The following is an 18219-nucleotide window of genomic DNA, read 5'->3' as shown; positions in this document are numbered from 1 at the left end:
CGGCAGCACTCCGGCGTGCTGTCTCTTCGTCAGTCCTGGGTATCGCCTCCCGCCAAGGGCCCGAGCCCCGGCGGATCCTCGGGTTGGCGGCCGGAAGGAACTCGACCGTGTATTTCCGGATCAGCGCCGCCCCTCGGGGGTGACGGTCTTCTGGCATCAGCAACAACCTTCGGCGAGTGGTGTCAGGCCGCTGGAACCCGCAAACGGAATGCCTGATAGTACCGGGGTTTCTCCGCTCACGTCGCATACGAGAATCGTCATGTTCCAGTCCGAATCCCGGGCGACGGTACGACCGAGGAGGTTGATGGCTTCCATCCCCTCCCGGGTCAGCTCCATCACGATGTCCTCGCCGTTTCCGCACAGGTTGCAGCGGACTGAAACGCGGTACTTGCCGTTCTCCATTGAGCCTCCCCTTTTACCTGAGAAACGACCAGCCCGCCGCCGTCGGAACGGCAAGCGGGCTGATTCTTTGCGGTGTGCGGTTGTGTCAGTGTGCGGTGTCCACCGCGTCATCCAAGGTGTCGGCCGCCTCGTCTACAGCGTAAGACGCCTCGTCGGCGGCTTCGACAGCGGTCTCCTCGCCAGGGTTGTCGGCCGAGGCCGACTCCGTCTCCTCCTGCATCTTCTTCCGCTTGCGGCTCCCGGCGGCGTTCACAAAGTCTGCCCAATCCTCTGGCAGATGCGACCGGAGGCCGACGACGCGCTCGAAGACGCCCGGCTTGGTGCTGGATTCACGGTAGGCGGCGTAATACTTCAGACCCTTGGGGTTCTCTTCGGTGACCAGATCGGGATCGGTGTCCTTCCAGCGATGTGCTTCACCTAGGTTCACCTGGTAGGCGGCGGAGGATGCGGAGGACTCCGCCTTCTCCGGGTCGCCCTTGCCTTCGTACTCGCCGTCGACTACGACACTGGAGGGGCTGACTTCGAGAGCAGCCTTCATTTCCTCAAGCAGGGATGGCTTCTTGGTCTTCTTGCGGATGGCCCTCTTGGGGGCGGGCGGCACCTCGACGAGCTTGACTTCCGTGACGCGAGCCATGGGATGTAGTCCCTCCTGTTCCGTGTGGGGGCTGTACAACTTACTACAGCGTAGCGCAGGAATCTTACAGGGTGTAACGCTCCATCAGTCTTCAGTCACTCTCTGTTCTGCACGGTGGACACCGAGCGAGAACATACCCACACCCAGGGCAGAAACCGACGCTATGGCCATAGCTGTACCAGGCGGGACACCCGGACCCAAGTCCATCGTAGCCCCCAACACCCATGCGACAGCCATGAATACACCAGCAAAGGCAAAGTTCGTACGCATGGCCGTCGTTAGTCATACCGGGACTGAGAAATCCCATAGTACCCTGCCCGGAATCGAACCGGGATCCCCTCCCCCTCGGTAGCGACGAAGAGGAAACGCTCTGGCCATTGAGCTACAGGGCGAGACCTCCGGCCGGGACCGGAGGCTTGTGGCATACGCATCACGATTACGGGCACACGCGACCGACGTGGTCGATCACGACGGGCGTAACCTGCCTGAAACGGAGTGGCCTGGACCAATGCGTCCATGCGAGTTGCGTCGAACCGGTCGCCGGAAACCTGAGGGCCTGGACGAGATCTGTGAAGATGGATCCGTCAGGACCAACAGGTCACAGTCAGGGCTGACTCCGGGTGGTGTCCGGTGGCCACTTGCTACCAGAATTCATCCACCTTCCCCCGCTCGCGTACATCAACTGGACTATGTGCCCCGCTTCTGACCACCGGGAAACCGCATACTCCCTACGCGGCCTCGAAGAACCCCCTCCGGGATCTCCAGAAGCCACGCGCACGGAGCCCCATGCGTCTTTCCGGTAGAAAGGCTGCCCGCTACACCTTCCCCTCCTTCTTGACCCATTCCCTGAACCGCACTTCCACTGCCCTCCTCCGCAGGCCCCTCTCCGAAGGAGGGGGAAGCAATCCGCCCTCCCCGGATTCATCCAGAACCCCAGCCAGAACGTCGAGGCCACCCCGGTACTCGGCAACCGCCAGCCTCACGGGATCGGTGTCACCTGGATTCCGGCCAGCGGCAACCGCCGCCCCGTAGGCCGCATCCATTGCCTGGTGCAGGCGCCAGACCGCCTTGTGGGCAGCGTCGAGCATGACTGCATTCACTGCGCTTCCTCCGAATCCGGCCGAGCCGCGTTGGTGCCGCCCTGACTGCCCTGCTGGACCAGCCATGTGTAATACGCACTCACTTCGGCAGGGGATAAGAACGTGTGGCCATCGATCTGGGCCACGAACAGATCACTCACCGGATCTCCCGAAGATGTGCCTCCAGGTGGTCGAGATCCCGCTCGACCTGGTCTGTCGCCACATGGATTCCGGTCCCGAACTGGTCGATCCGGGCCGCTGTCCGTGCCGCCTTCAGGACTTCGGAAAGATCCCTCTCCAGTTGCACCAGGACCGCCGTCGGGGACGTCATCTCCAGGCGGATCGATGGGATCGACGGATACATCGCCGCATGGATGTCAGCCTTCTTCAGCGTGTCGTAGATCCGGCTCGCCCACAGATGGGTAGCCCCCTTCGACTGCCCCCTGACCACGCTCGACCGGAAGTCTCGGATCACCTCGCGGGCAACCGGCTCGATCTCCTTCAGGCGTCCGATCACATCGACGGACTTATTGATCTCGGCTGCCTTTTCGGCGGACAGCTCAACCGTGCTCGACATGAAGTCCTTCTCCTTTCCGTGGGGAAACCTCAACGCATCCGGGAGGGCCTGGAGCAGCCCTCCCGGAACACTTCTTACTCCGGAGCCCGGATCCCCTCCGGAAGCAGGACGACCCTCGGCCTCGCCATCTGCATGGCGTCGATCACTTTCCGGGCCGCGAGGTCGGATGCGGCGGTGAAGTACAGCACCTTGCCGTCACCCTCAGACCTCGCATACACCGCGATACCTGTACCATCGGACAGCCATCCGTCCGGGGCGTCGCCGCCACTGGAGATGTTCGACCAGCCGCGCATGTGCAGCGCGTTGTCGATTTCACGGGCGAACACCCGGTCCGCTGGGAAAATACGGTACGATTCCTGTCCGAATTCGATGTACAACATCTCTTCTCCGTTTCCTGTTTTCAGACTGCGTCACCTCAGTCTTCCCGGTCATGCTTGCGGATGTTTCCGTTCGGAGTCAGGGCCACGCGCTTCTTGTTGCACTCCGGACAGTCGATGAACTTCGAGACGAGACGCCGCTTACCTGGGTCGAGGTACTTCCAGCCGTCCCTGCCGGTGGCTGGGCATTCCTTGCCCTCCCCCTCCTGTTGGGGCCGAGTCCACTCGACCGGTGCGTCCCTGTAGCAGTGGGAGCACATGATCGCCTCGCCGCCCTCGCGGCCCTGGGCGAACACCCGGTATGCCTCGCGCCACTTCATGCCAGACAACTCCGGCAGCCACCCCATCGGGGTGTCATACCGCAGGGAGGGGCAGCCCCGCTCCGATGAGTGCAGGTGCCCGCCCTCTGACAGGCACAGGAACATGCGGCTCCAGCGTCCCCGTCGGTTCCACTCACCCAGCAGGGTCCGGTGGGGGCCTTCGGCGAGAGCCAGGGCTTCGTCCAGCAAGGAGTTGATGCGGTCCAGCGCCTCGCGCAGTCCCCTGGCGTACCGGTCGCCCTGCACCCCGTGCATGAGTTGTGTACGCCGGTCCGGCGTGGTGCCGTTCGCCAGGTGCTCCTCAGCGAGGCTGGCGGCATCATTCCGGCTCATGGGCCATACGCGACGGCTCCCCCGGCCTCGCCGCTCGGTGACCTTGTCCAGGCAGAGCGCTCCGTAAAGCTGCTCCCATGCCGCATTCAGATCGCGATCGATTCGTGCACGTTCACCGCTGACCGCAGCGAACAGCTCGTCGATCTGGGGAGGAGTCATAGATTCCAGCTCCCGTGCGGTTACCTTCCAGGCTTGATCCAGTTTGGACGTCACTTATCCTCCCCTTTCCGTTTGGGATGATGGTGCAACCAGGGCAAAGTCCCCAGAAGGTAGCTTCGGTCTTGGTTTTCAGTTGCGGTCAGTCCCGTTCCCGAGAATGGGACTCGATTGCCTCATTCAGGTTTCCGATGAGCCGCTGGAACTGACGCAGCGCATCGGTATCCATCTCGTCCAGCAGGCTGTTGACGAAGCTGAAGTCGCGCATCAGCGTGGCCTGCATGACGCCGACCATCAGGAGTTGGCTGGCCCGGTAGTTGTCCAACTTGATGCTGCTCACGTCATGTCCTCCTTGGAGATCTTGAAGATGTAGAAGCCGGACTGGTCCTCGATGTACCGGTGACCGGATTCCGTGAGCTTCAGGATCTCGTTCCAGGCCACCTCGTGGGCGATCTGGTTCAGCGTCCCAGACTTCAGGCCCTGAGTATCGGCAAGATCCATGAACTCCTTCCGGCGCTCGGAAGCCAGATGGCTCTCATCCCGGTAGTAACCGACCTGAGCCAGCAGGATCTTCTCCACCAGCCTGTCGTCGATCTCTCGTACACCCAGGTCCCACAGCACCGCCGCCGCTGCCGCCAGATCTCCCCGGGTCCGGCCGCGCAGCGCCTTGTGGCGCGAGTAATCCGAGTCCGCAGCCACCTCGTGGAACTGCTCCACGAACTGATCGAACTTCACCGTTTTCCCCTTTCCGGTCTCTCCGCAGACCGAGGGCGCCGGAAGGTGATCCTCCAGGCGCCCTCGGTCATATGAACGTGTCAGACGGAACTACTGTGTGAGCAGATCCAGCTTCGCCTCGGCCTCACGGAGGCCCAGGCGGGCCGCCTTCAGGTCTCGCTGCGCCGTCTCGTACTCCTCCCGGCGCTTGATTTCGGCGCGCTCCTTCTCCTGAACCCACTCCCTTAGCCGGGAAACATCCGCAGCGGCCTTCTCTGCCCGGGAACGCGGTCGGTCATTCTTGAGGATTCGGTCAAGGAAGTCATCCAGCTCAGACGGAAGGAAGTACTTCGTCCTGCCGTTCTTCAGCCGGACCACACCGGGGAACCAGTCGTGGTACCGGGAAATATGGCTTCGCATGGACTGTTCACTGACCTCCTCCCTCCGCTTCACGAAGTCCTTGATGGACTCTAGCTCTGCACCCTTGTGTTCCGGCCGCAGCCATTCATCTGTTGCCATTTTTGCGGCCCCTTAGCTCACGTGCTCGTCATGGAACGCCCGGATCTTGTCCGCCTGCCAGAACGGAGGCAGTTGGCGGTGAGCCGGAGTGCGCGGCAACGTCTTGTACTTGATGGGCTTGTCGTCGTGGCGGCGCATCCACACGTTCATCGCCTGCCGGATCATCCCGGCATTCACCCGCTGCTCTGCCTCCGAGTAGCGCTGCTTGGGGTCGCGGCCCGTGAATGCCAGCTTCAGCAGGCGCCGGGGGTCTTCGCCGTCCGTACCGATCGACGGGTAGCCCTCCCGGTATCCGGGCTTCAGGCCGTCGATGAACTGCTGCACCTCGAACGGATCTCCCCCGGCCGCCAGGGTGCCGATCACCGTGGCTCCCAGCGGGGACATCGGGATCCGCGACTTCAGCGTCCCCATGACCTCCTTCAGCCACGGCCCACGGAAGTGCGGCCAGCCCCGGGCGATGTCGATTACGTCCTCGTCGCGTCCGGGGATCGTGAACTTCTCCCGCTCGGAGCCGTCTACCACTGGGAGCAGGTGGCGTGCCACGCCAGCCGCCAGGTGTGCGTACGGGAGGTCGCCGAGCATCTGGCCGACGTTGCGGCGGCGGCCCTTGTTCATGATGGCGAAGGCCGCCCAGTCGACGCCTGTCGTGACAGGGATCTCGATCGACTTGATGCCGGACAGCAAGAAACCGGCGAAACGGTGCTGAGCATCGAGAAGGAACTCGTCGTTTCCGACGATCTCCCGGGAGAAAGCGGCTCCTTCATGGGTGTTCGGGTTGTACTTCTCGGCGGACTGCCCGGAGAAAATCTTGGCCCAGTCCTTGGCGTAGTCCACGAGGAACCGCCGGTTGTCCCGGAAGTCGCTGTGCACGAGATCCGGAGGGGTGAGCTCCCGTCGGATCACGCGGTACGTCAGCCAGTCCCTGGCGACGTCCCGCGTGAGGACGAAGCTGTTCTTGGTGTAGGGCTTATCCTTCGGATGCCCCTTCGGGGGCCTGGGAAGTGGGAAGCGTGACTGCCGGGGGTCTGATTCGAACTTGATCCCCAGCAGATTTTCGATGCTACTCGGTCCGATTACGGTCATCATTTTCCTTTCCGAAGGACATGTGCTCATGGAACACCATCTGGATTCAGGGTGTCAAGAACGAGGTCAACGCGGCCCCTGATTCAACCTCGATAGAAGTGGGTCAGGAAGTCTGCCCCAGGCCCGTGAGCAGCCACAGGACACCAACGACAGCCGTGGTGAAGAAGAGCAATCCTGTCAGGCCGCTTCGCGGTGGAAGTTGCCACGGAGACCGGAGGTTCGAAGGGGCGTCCGGCATGGCCCGGAGGGTCTTCTTCCGGATTCCCCATGGGGAATCCATGCGCAGCCGTGCCGTTTCACCTGGTCCCAGTTGACGAGCAAGCTCCTTCTGCCATTGGGCCTCCGCATGGATCTTCAGATCGAAGCCCATCACCACAGGGGCTGAACGCCCCACTCGGACAGTCAGAACGTATGGCTTGTCCACGAAACTCCTGTTCTGGGCACACAAAGGGGACGGCATCCCGGAAGACGCCGCCCCCTTCAGAGTCGAGGCGCCTCGGCTCACCTGCCGGGGCTTCGTTTTCATTCAGCCCTCAAGGCCGTACATTCTCCGCGCAGCCCTGCTGGCTTCGATGACGACGATCTGCTGCTCACCCGGCAGGTGATGGAGAAAACGGGCCTCGCCGTACTGCTCCAGCCGGGAGGCCAGCGCCTCTTCCTCGGTAGCGCCCGACAGGATCACCCACGTGGCAGTGCACCAAGGTTTACCGATGTGCATCCAGCCATGACTGAAGCACCACGCATAGACGGTTTCCGCGATGACCCCGTCGGCGCACTCGTCCGGCAGCGCCTCGAAGTGGTGACCGTCTCCGCCCGTGGGCGGTATGCAGTTGGGATACGTCATGGAACCCCCTTCCGCTGGTTTCGGCCGGTCTCAGGTCACCCTCTCCTGGAGGGCCCTGTCGATCTTCTCCTGGAAGGCGGTGCCGATACGCAGCGCCTTACCCCGGTCGCCGCCCAGGAATGCCTTGGCTACCTGGCTGGCCACAACCACCTGGGCGAAAGTGAAAGAGCGCCAGTTGAAGAGGAGGACCAGGCCACGCTGGTAGATGTAGCGGTCATTTCCGCCACCGTAGGCGAGACGGCAGAAGACTGTCTGGAATTCCTCCAGTTCTTTCTTTGATCCGCCTGCGAACTCGATCAGACCCAGGTCGCCAGGGAAGCGCCGGTCCATCGGCCACAGGACCACCGCGCCGTCCGCCCCGATGCCCAGCTTCCATGGGCCGGTGGTCAGCTCCCGCCCAGGCGTGCCCTTGAGAGGCCAGTAGCTGGAAGTGTCCACTCCGGGCAGCAGGGGGTGGATGTTCTCAGGTTGCGTCATTCTCCCTCTCCTCATTGAGTACAGCCAGTCGGTCCTTCACGTGCCGAATGCTGTCATCCAGATCCTTCTTCTCCTGCTCCAGCACGGCGAGACGGAGCAGCAGATGATTGCGCTCGGCATTCGTGGCCAGGCGACGAAGTTCACTCTCATTTCCGGCATGCTCTGCATGGTTGATGGAAAAACCGGCCGGATCCGGCACGCCGTAGCGTCTTGCCCAGTGGTAAACCTCAGCTTCGCCATCTGATGCGAAGAGACTCATACCGATCACCTTCTTCATGGGTTTTTGCAGGCAGAGCCACAGTGGTGCACAGGACGTATCCTGTGCACCACTGAAGCGCGACCTTGGCCGACTGGGCATTGAGCCGGTCACACTCGGCCCGCATCTCGTCCAGAGATCGATCCGTCACGACGCCTTCTTCCTGGCCATCGGCTAGGACCATCCGGGAACGATCGTGTATGAAACGCCCTCCTGTTCCCACAGTTCCAGCACAGCCGGATTGTCGTCGAAGGCGTGCACCGGGTTCCATCGGGTTCGGATCCTGTCAAGGATGTCCTTCTTCACAAAGAAATCCTTACGGAAATCCCCGTTCGCGCGCATGAAAAGCGCATCGGACGGAACGCCATGCATGGCGAGCCACATCGCGGTGACATTGCGGTACTGCTGCATCCGGGCCGTCACCACCAGAACTTGCTGCCCCTTTCGCAGTGTCTCCCGTGCAGCCTCCACCACGAAATCGTGCGGCGGGCAGTCGATCGATGCCATATGAAACGCATGAAAGTCGCGATTCCCCCCGGTGACCAGGTGGCGAATCGAGGACACATCACACAGCGTCCCGTCCACATCGAAGATCACCGCATCCTTCTTGTGCATCTGTTTCTCCCGATGATTGGCATGACACGGCTGCAATGCGTGTTCCGTCAGACGAGAAGGCTGTCGTTACCCCCTGTCAAGTAACGGGCAATGTGCTCCAGTGTGAGACGATTGGGCTGGTCAACCTGCTTCATGTAGTCCAGGGCCGCCGCAATGCGCTTCTCCAGCAGCGGCAGTCGCTCACCGACCGACTTCTCGGCCTCTTCGACCAAAAGCCGTGCCAGCCTTCCCATTTCCTCTTCCGTCATCGACTCTCCTTCCAGAAACAGAAATTGCTCCCGTACCGGCCCCGATGGATTGCGGGTCAGTCCCCGCTCACCTTCTTGGCTGGCACAAGGGCGTTCTCGATAAACCAGTCACACTGGGACTTACTCACGAACGTCACGTTCAGTTCGACCTGATCGCCGTCCAGAGTGAAGACCGGCTGCCACCGGGGACCGAGGGGTGCCTGTACTTGCACGGAAAGCCAGCCATCCTTTTCGCTCAGCATGTCGGCGCCCCCGTCTCCTGGCTCAGCCACGGGGCTTCCTGTCCGGAATTTCGATACCAGTCCTCCCAGGCGTTGACCAGAGTTTGCCGCTCCTCCTGGTCGATGGAGTTCAGCCACCGGGCAATCTCCGCCTCAAGAGCGGAATCGACCTGGCTTCGACTGGAGGTTTCCAGGATTGGCCCCCTGTTGGACCAGGGGCCGTTCGTTTCGCCGTACGCGTTCCGGGGCGGATGAATCCACCATCGGTCCAGTCCCTCGTCGTACACCACCGTCAGGACGACATCCCCCGACAACTGGAACAGACCGACCTTCCACGCGGATCCATGAGGGTAGTCCTTGCGGTTCTTCCAGAAGAGCTTCACCGTTTCTTCTTTCCGTTCAGTCGAGCAATTCACGGAAACCGTCGATCGCGCTCCCGAGCAGGTCGGCGAAGAAGTCTCCCCTGCCTCCCCCGCTTCGACGGGCTCTCACCCCTACCGGATTCGCCGGGCGCACCGGGAGGCCGGGCGGATGTGAAGATTCACCATGCGACTTCCAGTGAGACTGGGCGGCGATCTCCATTACGGTCACCGTCTCGTCCGTCACGACTTTCGGGCACATCGCGCAACGCCACTCATGCACAGCGGTCCTCCTTCACGGTATGTCAGGGCAGGGAATTTCCTCGAAGGATTCCCACCCGGCGGGCGCGTTTCCTTCCACCAGATCCAACACCCATCGAGGGGCCGGATTCCTGGAGAGGTCATTGGAGCAGAACTTGACGGTGCCGCTCCTCTTTGCTGATCCCGGTGGACAGCTCCCTTGCACTCCGACCGTCCAGCGCTTCTGGGCGTACCCCTCGCCTTGCCGATCGACCCCGCCCCACCACTCGTACTTGAGGGTGATTCGCTTCGGCCACACCGCAGAATCCCCGTTGACCACCAGATGGCTTGAATTTCTGGCGGCGAAGGTGAATTCCACCTTGCTGGCCTGATGTTCCCTATTCAGCTCCACGTCTTCCCCTAGCCCCAGAATCCGGAGCACCGGCGATTACCGGTACCGGCTGTACTTGAGTATGTCCTGACCCCAGCAGCCGTGCCACGAACAGCGGCGCCCGTAGGAACGATTCAGGCGAGCCATGTCCGTCAGATCGTCCGTCGACACGTCCGCCCAGATATCCGACCAGCCTGCGTCCCAGCGGGTTCCGGCGGGCCACTTCTTCGTCTGCTCGTAGGCGTCCGCGTGATGGATCACCACACGGGGATCCTTCATGTAGTGCGGGCCGATCAGCTTGACGATCCGCTCATCCTTCTCGACAACGTCGATGCGCTTGACGTGGTCGAAGGTCAGTGCGGCCTGGAGAACCATGCCGAGCCCGAGGCCGTTGAGCAGGATCCGCTCTGCCTTCGAACTGCTGATGCGGTGCAGCGGCTCCAGGTGGTCACGCTTCTCGGAAGGTGTATCGGACATCCACAGAGTGCCGTCCCCGAAAAGCCGCGTGTAGGTTCCCGGCGGGATACCCCGCCCCCGCAGCGCTAAGTAGGCACGGCCGGGGGAGTCCTCCTCGACCGTGAACCGTTCGATCCGAACACCGCCCAACTCCCCCTCGGGGACGGTTACGGTCATCGCGTCATAAAGATTTGTCACAGCCTTCTTCCTTTCCGTGTATATTTCCGGCGACATCACGGCGATGCGCGAGCCGGAAGCCCGCGCATCATCGAAACGCAGCCCGTCCGTGCGACAACACCAGCTTGCGTCTTCTTTTCAGACCTCGTCATCATCCGCGAAGTACACCAGGGCGTCCTGTGGAATCTGGAGAACGTACTCCAACTCCTTCGTCGTCAGGTACACGAAGCCCGAGGTGATGGCGACCGATTCGATCGTCACCGGAATCTGCCGGTCGGAGGTCTGCGGTGCCACGTCGATGCGCACCTCACCCTCCAGGTCTCCCAGCTCCTCGGCCCTCACGAACTCCGGCGCCACGGAGTCCTCACCCCAGTTTCCGGTGATGTAACGATCCAGTCCCTGCATATCCACTCCTCAGCGTTAGTACTTCTCTGATCCCTGTTGGTCCACTACTGAACACAACTGCCCGTGCAGTAGTACGACTTGCAGCGATAGCAGTAAGTCATCGATCTCACCCCCTCCCCTGCCGGACACCCGACGGACACTCTGCCCCGCACCCAAGGAGGGTGCGGGGCGGGGAACCCGTCGGCTGTGCGACGCCCAGCAGTCTTGGCTAGGTGCAGCTCATTGACCCTCCCGGCCGCAGGTGCATACCGCACGCTCACCGGGGTTATGTCCCTGGTTTCGCATGGCGTGGGCATGCCCCTTGCTGTAGAGCGTTTCGCCTCGGCATTCCTTGTCGTGCCCGGCGGCCACATGGCGCCGCTTGGCTTCCTCGTAACAGGCGGTCACGCGGCAACCAATTCCATAAGAATTCTGTCTGGGGAAGCTCCGCATGATCGCATCGTCGAGGATGTGACTCGCGGTTTCGACGATGAGATCGCTATCGGGCATCTCTGACAGCCCGGCCAGCCATTCACGGATCTTCGGCTTGTCGTAGTCCGGGGCCTGCTGATACTCACGTATGCCGACAGGGCCGAGGAGGCCCGCCAGCTGATCCTCGGGCAGTTCCTTCATGCTGCCTACCCCTCCCTCTTTTCGATCACTTGCCATACGTCACCTCAGTTCCATGCTTCGCTCGATCGCGTCCCCCTCGTCCTGCTGGTCCTGCCAGCAGGACTCGCACAGGTCGATCTCCGTGCACTCCGGCGCCAGTTGCCCGTTGGGGCACCGGTCACCTGCGGCGTCGCGGAGTTCCTTGATCATCCAGTCCGCCAGCTCAGTCGGAGCCGTGGTGTGGAATCCGGCGTCCCATGCCGCGTGATGAGCCAGGCGAAGCACCTCGGCAAGCTGATCCCGGTCCTCCAGCCACGGCGCCCGCCGGTCGTAGTCGGCGATCACCTGCGCCCAGATCGCGTGAGCCGCACGTGCGCTCGCCGCCAGCTTCGCGGACCCCTCCTTCGGGTTCGGGCGACGGGCAGCAGCCAGGCGTTCCGCCTGAAGGGCCAAGTCGTTGAGATGATCGCGCTGCGTCCGCTTCATGTTGCCTCCTGCGGATGAGCCGGAGTGAATTCGTGCCGCCAGGAGCGCTCCGAGTCGCCAGGACACACCTTGCACTGGGCCCCGCCCAAGCCCCCCTCGTTCTGATGATCGATTTTGCGGTGGCCGCAGTTGCAGCGACGCCAGCCCCGGGCCATCACCCCCAGCTCGTCCAGGATGACTCCGACCACGGGGTCACTCTGGCTGATCCCTGCCATCGCGCTGATTTGGCGGGCCGCTTCCGCCAGCACGTCAACGCCGTGCTGATCCTTGAAGCTGTCGATCAGCTCAGCCGTCGCGGCTGCATTGGTGACATGCGTCAGCACGCTGGCGATTTTCTTCTCGGCCGAGCCATCAGCACTCATATCGCATCAACCCTCCTTGGCCATCGGGTTGATGGCCGTCCTGTGATCGTGGCCAGTCGCCCGGCGATCGTGCTCCATCCCCTTGCCGCATGTGGCCAGATGACCGGCCCAGCCCTTCTGCGGGCCGTCCGGGATGACCCGGTACACGAAGCACCGGGTGTGGCAGAACTTGCAGTAGCTGCCCGCCATGACACCCTCCCCCTCTTCTTGCCTAGGCAAATCTACATGTAGTGGTGCGCCGGGCGCAGCGACTCGTGCCACAAATCGGTGAACGTAGTCACCTCGCTCGGGGTCATGTTCGGAAGCCCCCGCGCCGCCCGATCGCACAGCTCATCCAGGAAGTCCAGAACCAGGTCCAGCTCGTACTCCTCGTTCAGATCGAACAGCACGAACGCCTCGTGCTCGGTGAGACCGAGGAGCCCCTGCGCCGCATCCGACACATCAGACGTCAGGCTGTGGCGCCCCGGAAGGGTGCAGTAGTACACCCGAGGCTTCTTGGTCACGGGGCTCTCGCCCCACACGAACGTGCCACCTGCCCGGTGCACCACATACCCGCCCAGGCACATCCGGGTTCCGCACTCGGGGTCCGAGTCGAACCAGCGAGACATGTCCAGGCGGGCCTCGCCTGGCTTTCCGGCCCGCTCCCGGGCCCAGTGCCGGACGTCGTCCAGTCGTTCCCGGTTGTACATCAGTCCCCCTCGCTGTTCTTCATGTGAGCGTTGACGTACGCCAGGAACTTCTTCAGTCGCACTTCGCAGTACTTCTGGGCCTCCTCCTGGGTCGTGAAGCGCTCCCACGCGCTCCACTGCGGAAGATCCGTCGAGACTTCATACATCTTCCCGTCTTCATGCCGGATGCTCGCATAGCTCACCGTGAACAGTCGGATTTTGCCCACGTAACCATAGGTGGAACTGTATCGCCCGTCTTCCCATCGAATGGTCATCGGTTTCCCTTCTTCCTGAAGTCCTGGAGCATCCCGTCAACCACCTTCATGACCGTCTCCCATCCCGGGTCCCCGCCCACTTTGTTCCGCTCATCCGGATCCTCGATCGCGTTCGCGGCGTCCATGAGTGCCTGCTCGTAGCCCTCGTCGAAACTCGTCAGATACTCCGCGCACCCCCAGCTCCGCAGCACAACCATCAGCCGCCGGAACACGGCCTTTGCCTGATCCTCATTCAGGACGAGGCGGTCGCCGTTGAGGTCATCTTCTGGGACCAGAACCAGAAGATCCGAGCCATCCAGTGGGGCCACCCCCATCAGTACGACCGTGCGGCCCTCACCGGTCTTCTTCACCCCCGGCGTCTGGATGTCGCCCCGCTGCTCGACCGTCGGGATCACCCCGTCGGGAATCTCGCTCCAATGCATGCGATTCCTCCTGTTTGTTTTCTGGTGCGACTGTACCTGAAACGACTGACAACGGAGGCAAGAAAGAAACCCGCATCAAGTGATGCGGGCCTCGATCGGGAACCATGGGTCAGACGTCAACCCTCCTTGCCCTTCAGGGTGTCCAGCAGGTCACGGAAGACCCGCTCGTCCCATCCCTCCAGATTCAGCGCCGCGAAGTACCAGCCCGCGATGTCGCCGTAAACAGCCCGATGATTCCAGCCGTTGTAATCCTGGGTCAGGACGTCGGGGAGCATCGCCGCGTTCATCCAGGCGCTGGCGAACTGACCGCCCTGCTCTCGCCCGGCGCGTTCTGAGACTTCCAGGAATCGGGTCGATACCTGGACGGCAGAGGCCGGACCGGTGACTGGCGGCAGCCTGTCAATGAGGCGCTTGTAGCGTGCGTCGCGGTCGGCGAGCTTGGACTTGACCACGGCTTGGATGAGCAGCGGCACCTGACGGTGCAGATCGGGGGCGCCGGTCGGGATGGGATCGAGGAAGCCATCGTCCGGCTCTCGTTTCAGATCGATCTTCCATTCATCGATGGCCTCATTGACGAGTGCGCGATACAGCGCGCCTTCCATGGTCAGTTCTCCTTCTTCTCGCCGAAGCAGCGAGACCTGGGGCACAGTGGCTGAGATCAGGCGACACTAGAAGAAGTCCGCGTTCGAAAACTCGAAGCCATCGGAGGCGAACGTATTCGGGAACTTCTTCGTCAGGTGCGACTGGCCGCCCTCCTTGCCCCGGATCCACTCCAGAAGCTCATCAAGCGTCACCTCCTGCCCATATTCATCCTTGATCGGACCAGACTTGGCCAGTGTCATCCACTGCGTGCGCGCATCGACTGGCCCCCATCTCGCATCTGCGTGGTGCAGGAACTTCCAGCCGACGGAAGACTTCCCCAGGTGGAACCGGGTGGACTTGGAGCAGTGTTCGCAGGCGTTTGGGCAGGGCCCCAGGCCGACGTAGTAGTTGGTGCCCATTTACTCTCTCTTCAGGATCTTGATGACCTCGGCGGCAGCCGTGTCATGCTGAGTCGTTTCTGTCCAGATGCGAATGGCGTCAAGCGCGGACCTTGCATGTCAGAGCAGACTGGCCTGCTCCTTGGGAGATGGTGCTCCCTTAGAGTGGGTTATTCACATAAGCCAGGTACTCGGCAGAACACTGCTCACTGCAAACCGTGTCCGCACTCCACTTCTCGGTGAGCTGGTACGGCTGGCCGCAGTTCGCGCACTTGGACCACGCCTCGCCCCGATCCCGGATGCCGATGTTGATTTCTGCGTACAACTTATGGATCGGGTGCGCATTTGGGTCCGCGAGGATCGCGCCAGGATCGTACTCTTCCTCGTTCAGGTCGGTCATGCACTCACTTCCCGTGGACCGCTTGGAAAACTTCCCGTTATCAATGCGGTCAGCCTTTCCGGGGAAACTGGGGCCCGCATCGCACGTGATGCGGGCCCCAGTCAATGAGGGTGGATCAGAACAGGTCGGCCTGTTCCCAGTCCGGTGTGACCGTGGTGTCCACGGGCACCTCCTGGCCGGTGTCGGCGAGGACGGCGCGGCTGATGATCTCGCGGTGAACGCCGCCAAGAGTCTGGCCGCTGTTCGGTCGGATCCACACCTTTAGGCGTGCGCCGCGCTTGATGAGGTCGAAGCCGGTTGCATCCCGGAAGGCGATGAAAAACCGCACGTCTCCATCCGTCAGGGCGAAGTTCGCACGCGCCTTACCGGTGGTGCTGACCTTGAGGTAGGTGACGACGCCCTCGAAGGTGTCAGGCATTGTCGATCACCTGCTTCGCGGCATCGAGAACGGCCCGCTTCTCCGCTTCCATCGCAGCGTTCATCTCGTACAGGGCGGAGATGTCCTCGACGGCCGCCTCGGCGATGGCCTGCGGGGTCTGGTTGTACTTTTCGGCGAGCTGCTTGATCTCGGTCAGGAGTTCCTGACTGAAGATCGCGTCTTCCTCCTGGATCTGGGAGTGGACCAGTTCGATGTGCTTCTGGACCTCCTCCGCCTCATCGAGGAGGCCGTTCACCAGCTCCTCGCTGGTGTTGTCCCACGTCTCGGCGAGCTGGTCGACTCGACTCAGGAGTTCCTGGCTGAGGACGGTGGCCTGCTTGCGGCCGGTAAGGATGGCCCAGGCGTTCTTGATGCGGTTCATACTTCCCCTTTCACCGATGCCTAGGCTATCACGAGTTGGACAATGACCCGAGTTGGAAATCAGGCCCGTGAGGTAAAGTGAGCACCGAACCTGGAGAAGGAGGAGACATGACCCTTGTAACCGTGGACGTTCGCGGGCGTCTATCCACCGCAAAGACCGCAGGGCTTGAGCCGGGTCGCACCTACGAGGCGGTGGCGAACCCCGATGGTTCAGTCACCTTCTACCCGGTACGCATCACCCGGGACCTGAAGACCGTCGAGACCAGCGAGGAGCGGGACGGGGGCAACTAGCCCCCAGAAAAACCGAAAGACCCGGGGATCAGAGCCCGGGTCTTTCGAACGAACCGCCGTGTCCGGCAGCCAGTTAGCGAAGGCGAGAGTACTGCTGCGGTCCTGTGGCAGTCAATGTCAGACACGGTGCGTCACCCTAAGATCACTGGAGGGAAGCATCGTGAACACTCGACCATCCGGGCGCACCAAGCGCACCGGCCCAAGCACCACCGCCGAACTGCACGTTCCGCGCGAGAGTGACGGTTTCGACCGATATGCCCGCAGCCTTCAGTGGCTGGCCCTGTGCCCTCATCTCGGGTCGAGCGAGAAGATCCTGCTGACCATGCTCACCAACCTTGTCTCCGACGAGAGGCCGGTCCGGAAGATCACCCTGGAGGAACTGAGTCAGCTCATCCCCAAGGGACCTGTCACCCCGGGTGAGGAGCCAAAGTGGATGTCCGTCTCAGGGGTCGCTCGCCTCTTGACGAACCTGTCTGACCTCGGGCAGATCACTACGCCCGAGGGTGAGCCGGTCGTCGCCAGTCATCGACTGAAGTCGGCCCTGCGGATATCTCCGTACACCCGTCCGCAGCACAGCTGCGAGGCAAGCCGTACGACGTACGACGCCCTCTATCGACTGCGCAACGAAGAACCCAACTACCCGCTCTGCAACGGGGAGGATGCACCTGAAGGGTGGTACGCCCAGAAAAGTGGGCGCACCCCTGGCGGCGCCCAGAAAAGTGGGCGTGAGGCCCAGAATTCTCGGCGTCCGGCCCAGAAAAGTGGGCGTGAGGCCCAGAATTCTGCCGCAAACCCTGCGCTGACCTGCAACGACGCTTCCCTCTACTCGTCTTTCAACGCGTCTACCCACTCCTCCTCCGACTCCGCGCGTGCGCGTGAGGGCCGTGAGCCTGCGGGCCGGACCGTGGATCCGTGGAAGAGCGCGCCTGCGGCGCTGGAGGAGGAGACGGCTTACGCCTCAACCCCAGATGGGGCTGAGTCCGGAATCCCGACTGACGCTTCCGGCCCGAACGGCTCCTCGCCGTCGCCGTCTGCGGTTCGCCGGTTGCGGGGCCCGGCTGTCGCCGGGGAGACCGTTCGGACGGATGGGCCGTCGGCGGAGGCCCGGATGGTCGCTTCGGCGCTAGGGCTGGCGGCCGGTGACACCCCGGTCGTGGCGGCAGCCATTGATCGGGCGCTTGTCCTGGGGTGGTCGCGGGGTGAGGTGGAGGAGCACTTGAAGAGCCGTCTGGGTCCGAGGGTGCGGTCGAGGCGTGCGGTGCTGCTGAAGGCGCTGGAGGAGTCGTTTTCGTTGGCGCCAGTGCGGGAGCCGGTGGAGCTTCCGGCTGATCGGGCCCGCCGGTTGGGGCGGCCGAACGATAAGTTCGCCCAGTTCTGCCGGGTGTGTCGGCATACGGCTTTGCGGGTTGAGGATGGGGAGGGCCGGGATCTGGGCCGGTGCTTCCATGACCGTCTGGTGAATTGCCCGGATTGCGGGGGGACTGGCCGGATTGACGGCAAGCTGTGCAGCCACGTGAGTTCGTCGGGTCCGGTGGACCAGGTGGAGGCTGCCGCCGCAGTGAAGGTACCGAGGGGCCTGCGCGCTGCGTAGGGGCCCGTCCCCGGCCGGGGTGGAGGTTGAAGTCCACCCCGGCCGGACGGAGCGCTCTCAGCGCCTTAGAACGGAGTTGCGGTGAATCGGGCGTCCAGGCGGTCCTGGAGGGCGCGACCCTCCCGTTCCACCACCGTCAGTACGCCGCGCACTGCCTTTACGCCCATGAATCCAGCCCAGTCGAGGAACTGGATATCCAGGGCGTCCGACGCCAGACGCACGCCGTTCACGTCCAGCGTCACCAGGAACTCCTTGCCGGAGACCCACAGATTCAGGCCCTCGTTGATGACGCCCAGGCTTGCCGCCTGCGCCACCACCTCGCCCGGCCGGTTGCGGATGAAGTACTCGTCATCCGCAACCCCGGCAGCCTCTGCTACCTTCTGGATCTGCTCACTGGTGAACATAGCTCTCCTTTCCTCGTGCCTCTGAGGGCACGCGAAAGGGTCCCGTCCCACGCGGACGGGACCCCAA

General features: G+C 62.7%; 34 protein-coding genes and 1 tRNA gene. 1 reads left to right on the top strand and 34 read right to left on the bottom strand.

The features are described 5' to 3' along the window. Positions 1-156: 156 nt before the first annotated feature. The 33 genes from IEJ02_RS11225 to IEJ02_RS11065 form a co-directional block, all read right to left on the bottom strand. The gene (locus IEJ02_RS11225) at positions 157-402 is read right to left on the bottom strand and encodes a hypothetical protein (RefSeq protein WP_191064647.1); all 246 of its coding nucleotides are present in this window, start codon (positions 400-402) and stop codon (positions 157-159) included. Positions 403-487: 85 nt separating this feature from the next. Then, a complete protein-coding gene (locus IEJ02_RS11220; RefSeq protein ID WP_191064646.1) occupies positions 488-1036 on the bottom strand; it encodes a hypothetical protein in 549 nt (182 codons plus the stop codon). Positions 1037-1344: 308 nt separating this feature from the next. Further along, positions 1345-1428 (bottom strand) — tRNA-OTHER (locus IEJ02_RS11215). Between the two features lie 423 nt (positions 1429-1851). Next, positions 1852-2136, bottom strand: coding sequence for a hypothetical protein (locus IEJ02_RS11210; RefSeq protein ID WP_191064645.1), 285 nt, complete (start codon positions 2134-2136; stop codon positions 1852-1854). Continuing rightward, positions 2133-2276, bottom strand: a complete 144-nt coding sequence (locus IEJ02_RS11205) for a hypothetical protein (protein WP_191064644.1) — start codon at positions 2274-2276, stop codon at positions 2133-2135. The genes IEJ02_RS11210 and IEJ02_RS11205 overlap by 4 nt, the downstream gene beginning before the upstream one ends. Further along, positions 2273-2692, bottom strand: a complete 420-nt coding sequence (locus tag IEJ02_RS11200; protein WP_191064643.1) for a hypothetical protein — start codon at positions 2690-2692, stop codon at positions 2273-2275. The genes IEJ02_RS11205 and IEJ02_RS11200 overlap by 4 nt, the downstream gene beginning before the upstream one ends. 74 nt (positions 2693-2766) lie before the next feature. Further along, the gene (locus tag IEJ02_RS11195) at positions 2767-3072 is read right to left on the bottom strand and encodes a hypothetical protein (protein ID WP_191064642.1); all 306 of its coding nucleotides are present in this window, start codon (positions 3070-3072) and stop codon (positions 2767-2769) included. A gap of 35 nt (positions 3073-3107) precedes the next feature. Continuing rightward, a complete protein-coding gene (locus IEJ02_RS11190) occupies positions 3108-3935 on the bottom strand; it encodes a hypothetical protein (RefSeq protein WP_191064641.1) in 828 nt (275 codons plus the stop codon). 85 nt (positions 3936-4020) lie between these two features. Further along, positions 4021-4218: a hypothetical protein gene (locus tag IEJ02_RS11185; protein ID WP_191064640.1), complete on the bottom strand. Its 198-nt coding sequence runs from the start codon at positions 4216-4218 to the stop codon at positions 4021-4023. Continuing rightward, positions 4215-4613 (bottom strand): hypothetical protein, encoded by a 399-nt coding sequence (locus IEJ02_RS11180; protein WP_191064639.1) that lies wholly within the window; start codon positions 4611-4613, stop codon positions 4215-4217. Before IEJ02_RS11180 ends, IEJ02_RS11185 begins: the two co-directional genes overlap by 4 nt. 90 nt (positions 4614-4703) lie before the next feature. Continuing rightward, complete coding sequence (locus IEJ02_RS11175; protein ID WP_191064638.1) at positions 4704-5111, bottom strand: hypothetical protein; 408 nt, start codon at positions 5109-5111, stop codon at positions 4704-4706. A 12-nt stretch (positions 5112-5123) separates the two neighbouring features. Then, positions 5124-6194 carry a hypothetical protein gene (locus tag IEJ02_RS11170; protein WP_191064637.1) on the bottom strand — a complete coding sequence of 357 codons (1071 nt, stop codon included), beginning with the start codon at positions 6192-6194 and terminating at the stop codon, positions 5124-5126. Between the two features lie 526 nt (positions 6195-6720). Beyond that, complete coding sequence (locus tag IEJ02_RS11165; protein ID WP_191064636.1) at positions 6721-7038, bottom strand: hypothetical protein; 318 nt, start codon at positions 7036-7038, stop codon at positions 6721-6723. A 30-nt stretch (positions 7039-7068) separates the two neighbouring features. Then, positions 7069-7515, bottom strand: coding sequence for a hypothetical protein (locus tag IEJ02_RS11160; RefSeq protein WP_191064635.1), 447 nt, complete (start codon positions 7513-7515; stop codon positions 7069-7071). Next, positions 7502-7792, bottom strand: coding sequence for a hypothetical protein (locus IEJ02_RS11155; RefSeq protein ID WP_191064634.1), 291 nt, complete (start codon positions 7790-7792; stop codon positions 7502-7504). The genes IEJ02_RS11160 and IEJ02_RS11155 overlap by 14 nt, the downstream gene beginning before the upstream one ends. 153 nt (positions 7793-7945) lie before the next feature. Then, on the bottom strand, positions 7946-8422 hold the full coding sequence (locus tag IEJ02_RS11150) for a phosphatase domain-containing protein (RefSeq protein WP_369075645.1): 477 nt from the start codon (positions 8420-8422) through the stop codon (positions 7946-7948). An 11-nt stretch (positions 8423-8433) separates the two neighbouring features. After that, complete coding sequence (locus IEJ02_RS11145; protein ID WP_191064632.1) at positions 8434-8634, bottom strand: hypothetical protein; 201 nt, start codon at positions 8632-8634, stop codon at positions 8434-8436. 56 nt (positions 8635-8690) lie between these two features. Further along, positions 8691-8876 carry a hypothetical protein gene (locus tag IEJ02_RS11140; RefSeq protein WP_191064631.1) on the bottom strand — a complete coding sequence of 62 codons (186 nt, stop codon included), beginning with the start codon at positions 8874-8876 and terminating at the stop codon, positions 8691-8693. Then, positions 8870-9238 (bottom strand): hypothetical protein, encoded by a 369-nt coding sequence (locus tag IEJ02_RS11135; protein ID WP_191064630.1) that lies wholly within the window; start codon positions 9236-9238, stop codon positions 8870-8872. Before IEJ02_RS11135 ends, IEJ02_RS11140 begins: the two co-directional genes overlap by 7 nt. A 664-nt stretch (positions 9239-9902) precedes the next feature. After that, entirely contained in the window at positions 9903-10478 is a 576-nt protein-coding gene (locus IEJ02_RS11130) for a spermidine synthase family protein (RefSeq protein WP_191064629.1), read from the bottom strand. Between the two features lie 138 nt (positions 10479-10616). Further along, positions 10617-10883: a hypothetical protein gene (locus IEJ02_RS11125; protein WP_191064628.1), complete on the bottom strand. Its 267-nt coding sequence runs from the start codon at positions 10881-10883 to the stop codon at positions 10617-10619. Between the two features lie 219 nt (positions 10884-11102). After that, positions 11103-11495, bottom strand: coding sequence for a hypothetical protein (locus IEJ02_RS11120; RefSeq protein WP_191064627.1), 393 nt, complete (start codon positions 11493-11495; stop codon positions 11103-11105). Between the two features lie 39 nt (positions 11496-11534). Next, entirely contained in the window at positions 11535-11960 is a 426-nt protein-coding gene (locus IEJ02_RS11115) for a hypothetical protein (RefSeq protein WP_191064626.1), read from the bottom strand. Next, positions 11957-12322 carry a hypothetical protein gene (locus IEJ02_RS11110; protein WP_191064625.1) on the bottom strand — a complete coding sequence of 122 codons (366 nt, stop codon included), beginning with the start codon at positions 12320-12322 and terminating at the stop codon, positions 11957-11959. Before IEJ02_RS11110 ends, IEJ02_RS11115 begins: the two co-directional genes overlap by 4 nt. 6 nt (positions 12323-12328) lie before the next feature. Beyond that, complete coding sequence (locus IEJ02_RS11105; RefSeq protein ID WP_191064624.1) at positions 12329-12511, bottom strand: hypothetical protein; 183 nt, start codon at positions 12509-12511, stop codon at positions 12329-12331. A 32-nt stretch (positions 12512-12543) separates the two neighbouring features. Beyond that, the gene (locus IEJ02_RS11100; RefSeq protein WP_191064623.1) at positions 12544-13011 is read right to left on the bottom strand and encodes a hypothetical protein; all 468 of its coding nucleotides are present in this window, start codon (positions 13009-13011) and stop codon (positions 12544-12546) included. After that, the gene (locus IEJ02_RS11095; RefSeq protein ID WP_191064622.1) at positions 13011-13217 is read right to left on the bottom strand and encodes a hypothetical protein; all 207 of its coding nucleotides are present in this window, start codon (positions 13215-13217) and stop codon (positions 13011-13013) included. Before IEJ02_RS11095 ends, IEJ02_RS11100 begins: the two co-directional genes overlap by 1 nt. A gap of 44 nt (positions 13218-13261) precedes the next feature. Next, positions 13262-13687, bottom strand: a complete 426-nt coding sequence (locus IEJ02_RS11090; protein WP_191064621.1) for a hypothetical protein — start codon at positions 13685-13687, stop codon at positions 13262-13264. Between the two features lie 116 nt (positions 13688-13803). Next, on the bottom strand, positions 13804-14289 hold the full coding sequence (locus tag IEJ02_RS11085) for a hypothetical protein (RefSeq protein WP_191064620.1): 486 nt from the start codon (positions 14287-14289) through the stop codon (positions 13804-13806). A 66-nt stretch (positions 14290-14355) separates the two neighbouring features. After that, positions 14356-14688 carry a hypothetical protein gene (locus tag IEJ02_RS11080; RefSeq protein WP_191064619.1) on the bottom strand — a complete coding sequence of 111 codons (333 nt, stop codon included), beginning with the start codon at positions 14686-14688 and terminating at the stop codon, positions 14356-14358. 139 nt (positions 14689-14827) lie between these two features. Then, positions 14828-15067 carry a hypothetical protein gene (locus tag IEJ02_RS11075; RefSeq protein WP_191064618.1) on the bottom strand — a complete coding sequence of 80 codons (240 nt, stop codon included), beginning with the start codon at positions 15065-15067 and terminating at the stop codon, positions 14828-14830. Positions 15068-15182: 115 nt separating this feature from the next. Further along, entirely contained in the window at positions 15183-15485 is a 303-nt protein-coding gene (locus IEJ02_RS11070) for a hypothetical protein (RefSeq protein ID WP_191064617.1), read from the bottom strand. Continuing rightward, entirely contained in the window at positions 15478-15867 is a 390-nt protein-coding gene (locus tag IEJ02_RS11065; RefSeq protein WP_191064616.1) for a hypothetical protein, read from the bottom strand. Before IEJ02_RS11065 ends, IEJ02_RS11070 begins: the two co-directional genes overlap by 8 nt. A 107-nt stretch (positions 15868-15974) precedes the next feature. Here IEJ02_RS11065 and IEJ02_RS11060 point away from each other — a divergent pair, with 107 nt between their 5' ends. Next, on the top strand, positions 15975-16157 hold the full coding sequence (locus IEJ02_RS11060; protein ID WP_191064615.1) for a hypothetical protein: 183 nt from the start codon (positions 15975-15977) through the stop codon (positions 16155-16157). A gap of 1656 nt (positions 16158-17813) precedes the next feature. On the opposite strand, the gene IEJ02_RS11055 is transcribed toward IEJ02_RS11060, so the two are convergent. After that, entirely contained in the window at positions 17814-18152 is a 339-nt protein-coding gene (locus IEJ02_RS11055) for a hypothetical protein (RefSeq protein ID WP_191064614.1), read from the bottom strand. Positions 18153-18219 lie beyond the last annotated feature (67 nt).

It is taken from the genome of Streptomyces sp. 5-10 (assembly GCF_014712245.1).
In the GTDB taxonomy this organism is placed as follows: domain Bacteria; phylum Actinomycetota; class Actinomycetes; order Streptomycetales; family Streptomycetaceae; genus Streptomyces; species Streptomyces violaceusniger.
The sequence above is the reverse complement of the archived record's forward strand: the minus strand, read 5'-3'. Positions and strand labels throughout refer to the sequence as shown.

What these genes read in the sequence shown, in the direction of transcription:
- IEJ02_RS11165 (WP_191064636.1), bottom strand. Translation starts at nt 7,038, where the DNA reads ATGACGTATCCCAACTGCATACCGCCCACGGGCGGAGACGGTCACCAC.
- IEJ02_RS11110 (WP_191064625.1), bottom strand. Translation starts at nt 12,322, where the DNA reads ATGAGTGCTGATGGCTCGGCCGAGAAGAAAATCGCCAGCGTGCTGACG.
- IEJ02_RS11140 (WP_191064631.1), bottom strand. Translation starts at nt 8,876, where the DNA reads ATGCTGAGCGAAAAGGATGGCTGGCTTTCCGTGCAAGTACAGGCACCC.
- IEJ02_RS11065 (WP_191064616.1), bottom strand. Translation starts at nt 15,867, where the DNA reads ATGAACCGCATCAAGAACGCCTGGGCCATCCTTACCGGCCGCAAGCAG.
- IEJ02_RS11175 (WP_191064638.1), bottom strand. Translation starts at nt 5,111, where the DNA reads ATGGCAACAGATGAATGGCTGCGGCCGGAACACAAGGGTGCAGAGCTA.
- IEJ02_RS11145 (WP_191064632.1), bottom strand. Translation starts at nt 8,634, where the DNA reads ATGACGGAAGAGGAAATGGGAAGGCTGGCACGGCTTTTGGTCGAAGAG.
- IEJ02_RS11055 (WP_191064614.1), bottom strand. Translation starts at nt 18,152, where the DNA reads ATGTTCACCAGTGAGCAGATCCAGAAGGTAGCAGAGGCTGCCGGGGTT.
- IEJ02_RS11125 (WP_191064628.1), bottom strand. Translation starts at nt 10,883, where the DNA reads ATGCAGGGACTGGATCGTTACATCACCGGAAACTGGGGTGAGGACTCC.
- IEJ02_RS11155 (WP_191064634.1), bottom strand. Translation starts at nt 7,792, where the DNA reads ATGAAGAAGGTGATCGGTATGAGTCTCTTCGCATCAGATGGCGAAGCT.
- IEJ02_RS11220 (WP_191064646.1), bottom strand. Translation starts at nt 1,036, where the DNA reads ATGGCTCGCGTCACGGAAGTCAAGCTCGTCGAGGTGCCGCCCGCCCCC.
- IEJ02_RS11115 (WP_191064626.1), bottom strand. Translation starts at nt 11,960, where the DNA reads ATGAAGCGGACGCAGCGCGATCATCTCAACGACTTGGCCCTTCAGGCG.
- IEJ02_RS11195 (WP_191064642.1), bottom strand. Translation starts at nt 3,072, where the DNA reads ATGTTGTACATCGAATTCGGACAGGAATCGTACCGTATTTTCCCAGCG.
- IEJ02_RS11120 (WP_191064627.1), bottom strand. Translation starts at nt 11,495, where the DNA reads ATGAAGGAACTGCCCGAGGATCAGCTGGCGGGCCTCCTCGGCCCTGTC.
- IEJ02_RS11070 (WP_191064617.1), bottom strand. Translation starts at nt 15,485, where the DNA reads ATGCCTGACACCTTCGAGGGCGTCGTCACCTACCTCAAGGTCAGCACC.
- IEJ02_RS11200 (WP_191064643.1), bottom strand. Translation starts at nt 2,692, where the DNA reads ATGTCGAGCACGGTTGAGCTGTCCGCCGAAAAGGCAGCCGAGATCAAT.
- IEJ02_RS11080 (WP_191064619.1), bottom strand. Translation starts at nt 14,688, where the DNA reads ATGGGCACCAACTACTACGTCGGCCTGGGGCCCTGCCCAAACGCCTGC.
- IEJ02_RS11105 (WP_191064624.1), bottom strand. Translation starts at nt 12,511, where the DNA reads ATGGCGGGCAGCTACTGCAAGTTCTGCCACACCCGGTGCTTCGTGTAC.
- IEJ02_RS11075 (WP_191064618.1), bottom strand. Translation starts at nt 15,067, where the DNA reads ATGACCGACCTGAACGAGGAAGAGTACGATCCTGGCGCGATCCTCGCG.
- IEJ02_RS11160 (WP_191064635.1), bottom strand. Translation starts at nt 7,515, where the DNA reads ATGACGCAACCTGAGAACATCCACCCCCTGCTGCCCGGAGTGGACACT.
- IEJ02_RS11225 (WP_191064647.1), bottom strand. Translation starts at nt 402, where the DNA reads ATGGAGAACGGCAAGTACCGCGTTTCAGTCCGCTGCAACCTGTGCGGA.
- IEJ02_RS11100 (WP_191064623.1), bottom strand. Translation starts at nt 13,011, where the DNA reads ATGTACAACCGGGAACGACTGGACGACGTCCGGCACTGGGCCCGGGAG.
- IEJ02_RS11170 (WP_191064637.1), bottom strand. Translation starts at nt 6,194, where the DNA reads ATGACCGTAATCGGACCGAGTAGCATCGAAAATCTGCTGGGGATCAAG.
- IEJ02_RS11085 (WP_191064620.1), bottom strand. Translation starts at nt 14,289, where the DNA reads ATGGAAGGCGCGCTGTATCGCGCACTCGTCAATGAGGCCATCGATGAA.
- IEJ02_RS11130 (WP_191064629.1), bottom strand. Translation starts at nt 10,478, where the DNA reads ATGACCGTAACCGTCCCCGAGGGGGAGTTGGGCGGTGTTCGGATCGAA.
- IEJ02_RS11060 (WP_191064615.1), top strand. Translation starts at nt 15,975, where the DNA reads ATGACCCTTGTAACCGTGGACGTTCGCGGGCGTCTATCCACCGCAAAG.
- IEJ02_RS11090 (WP_191064621.1), bottom strand. Translation starts at nt 13,687, where the DNA reads ATGCATTGGAGCGAGATTCCCGACGGGGTGATCCCGACGGTCGAGCAG.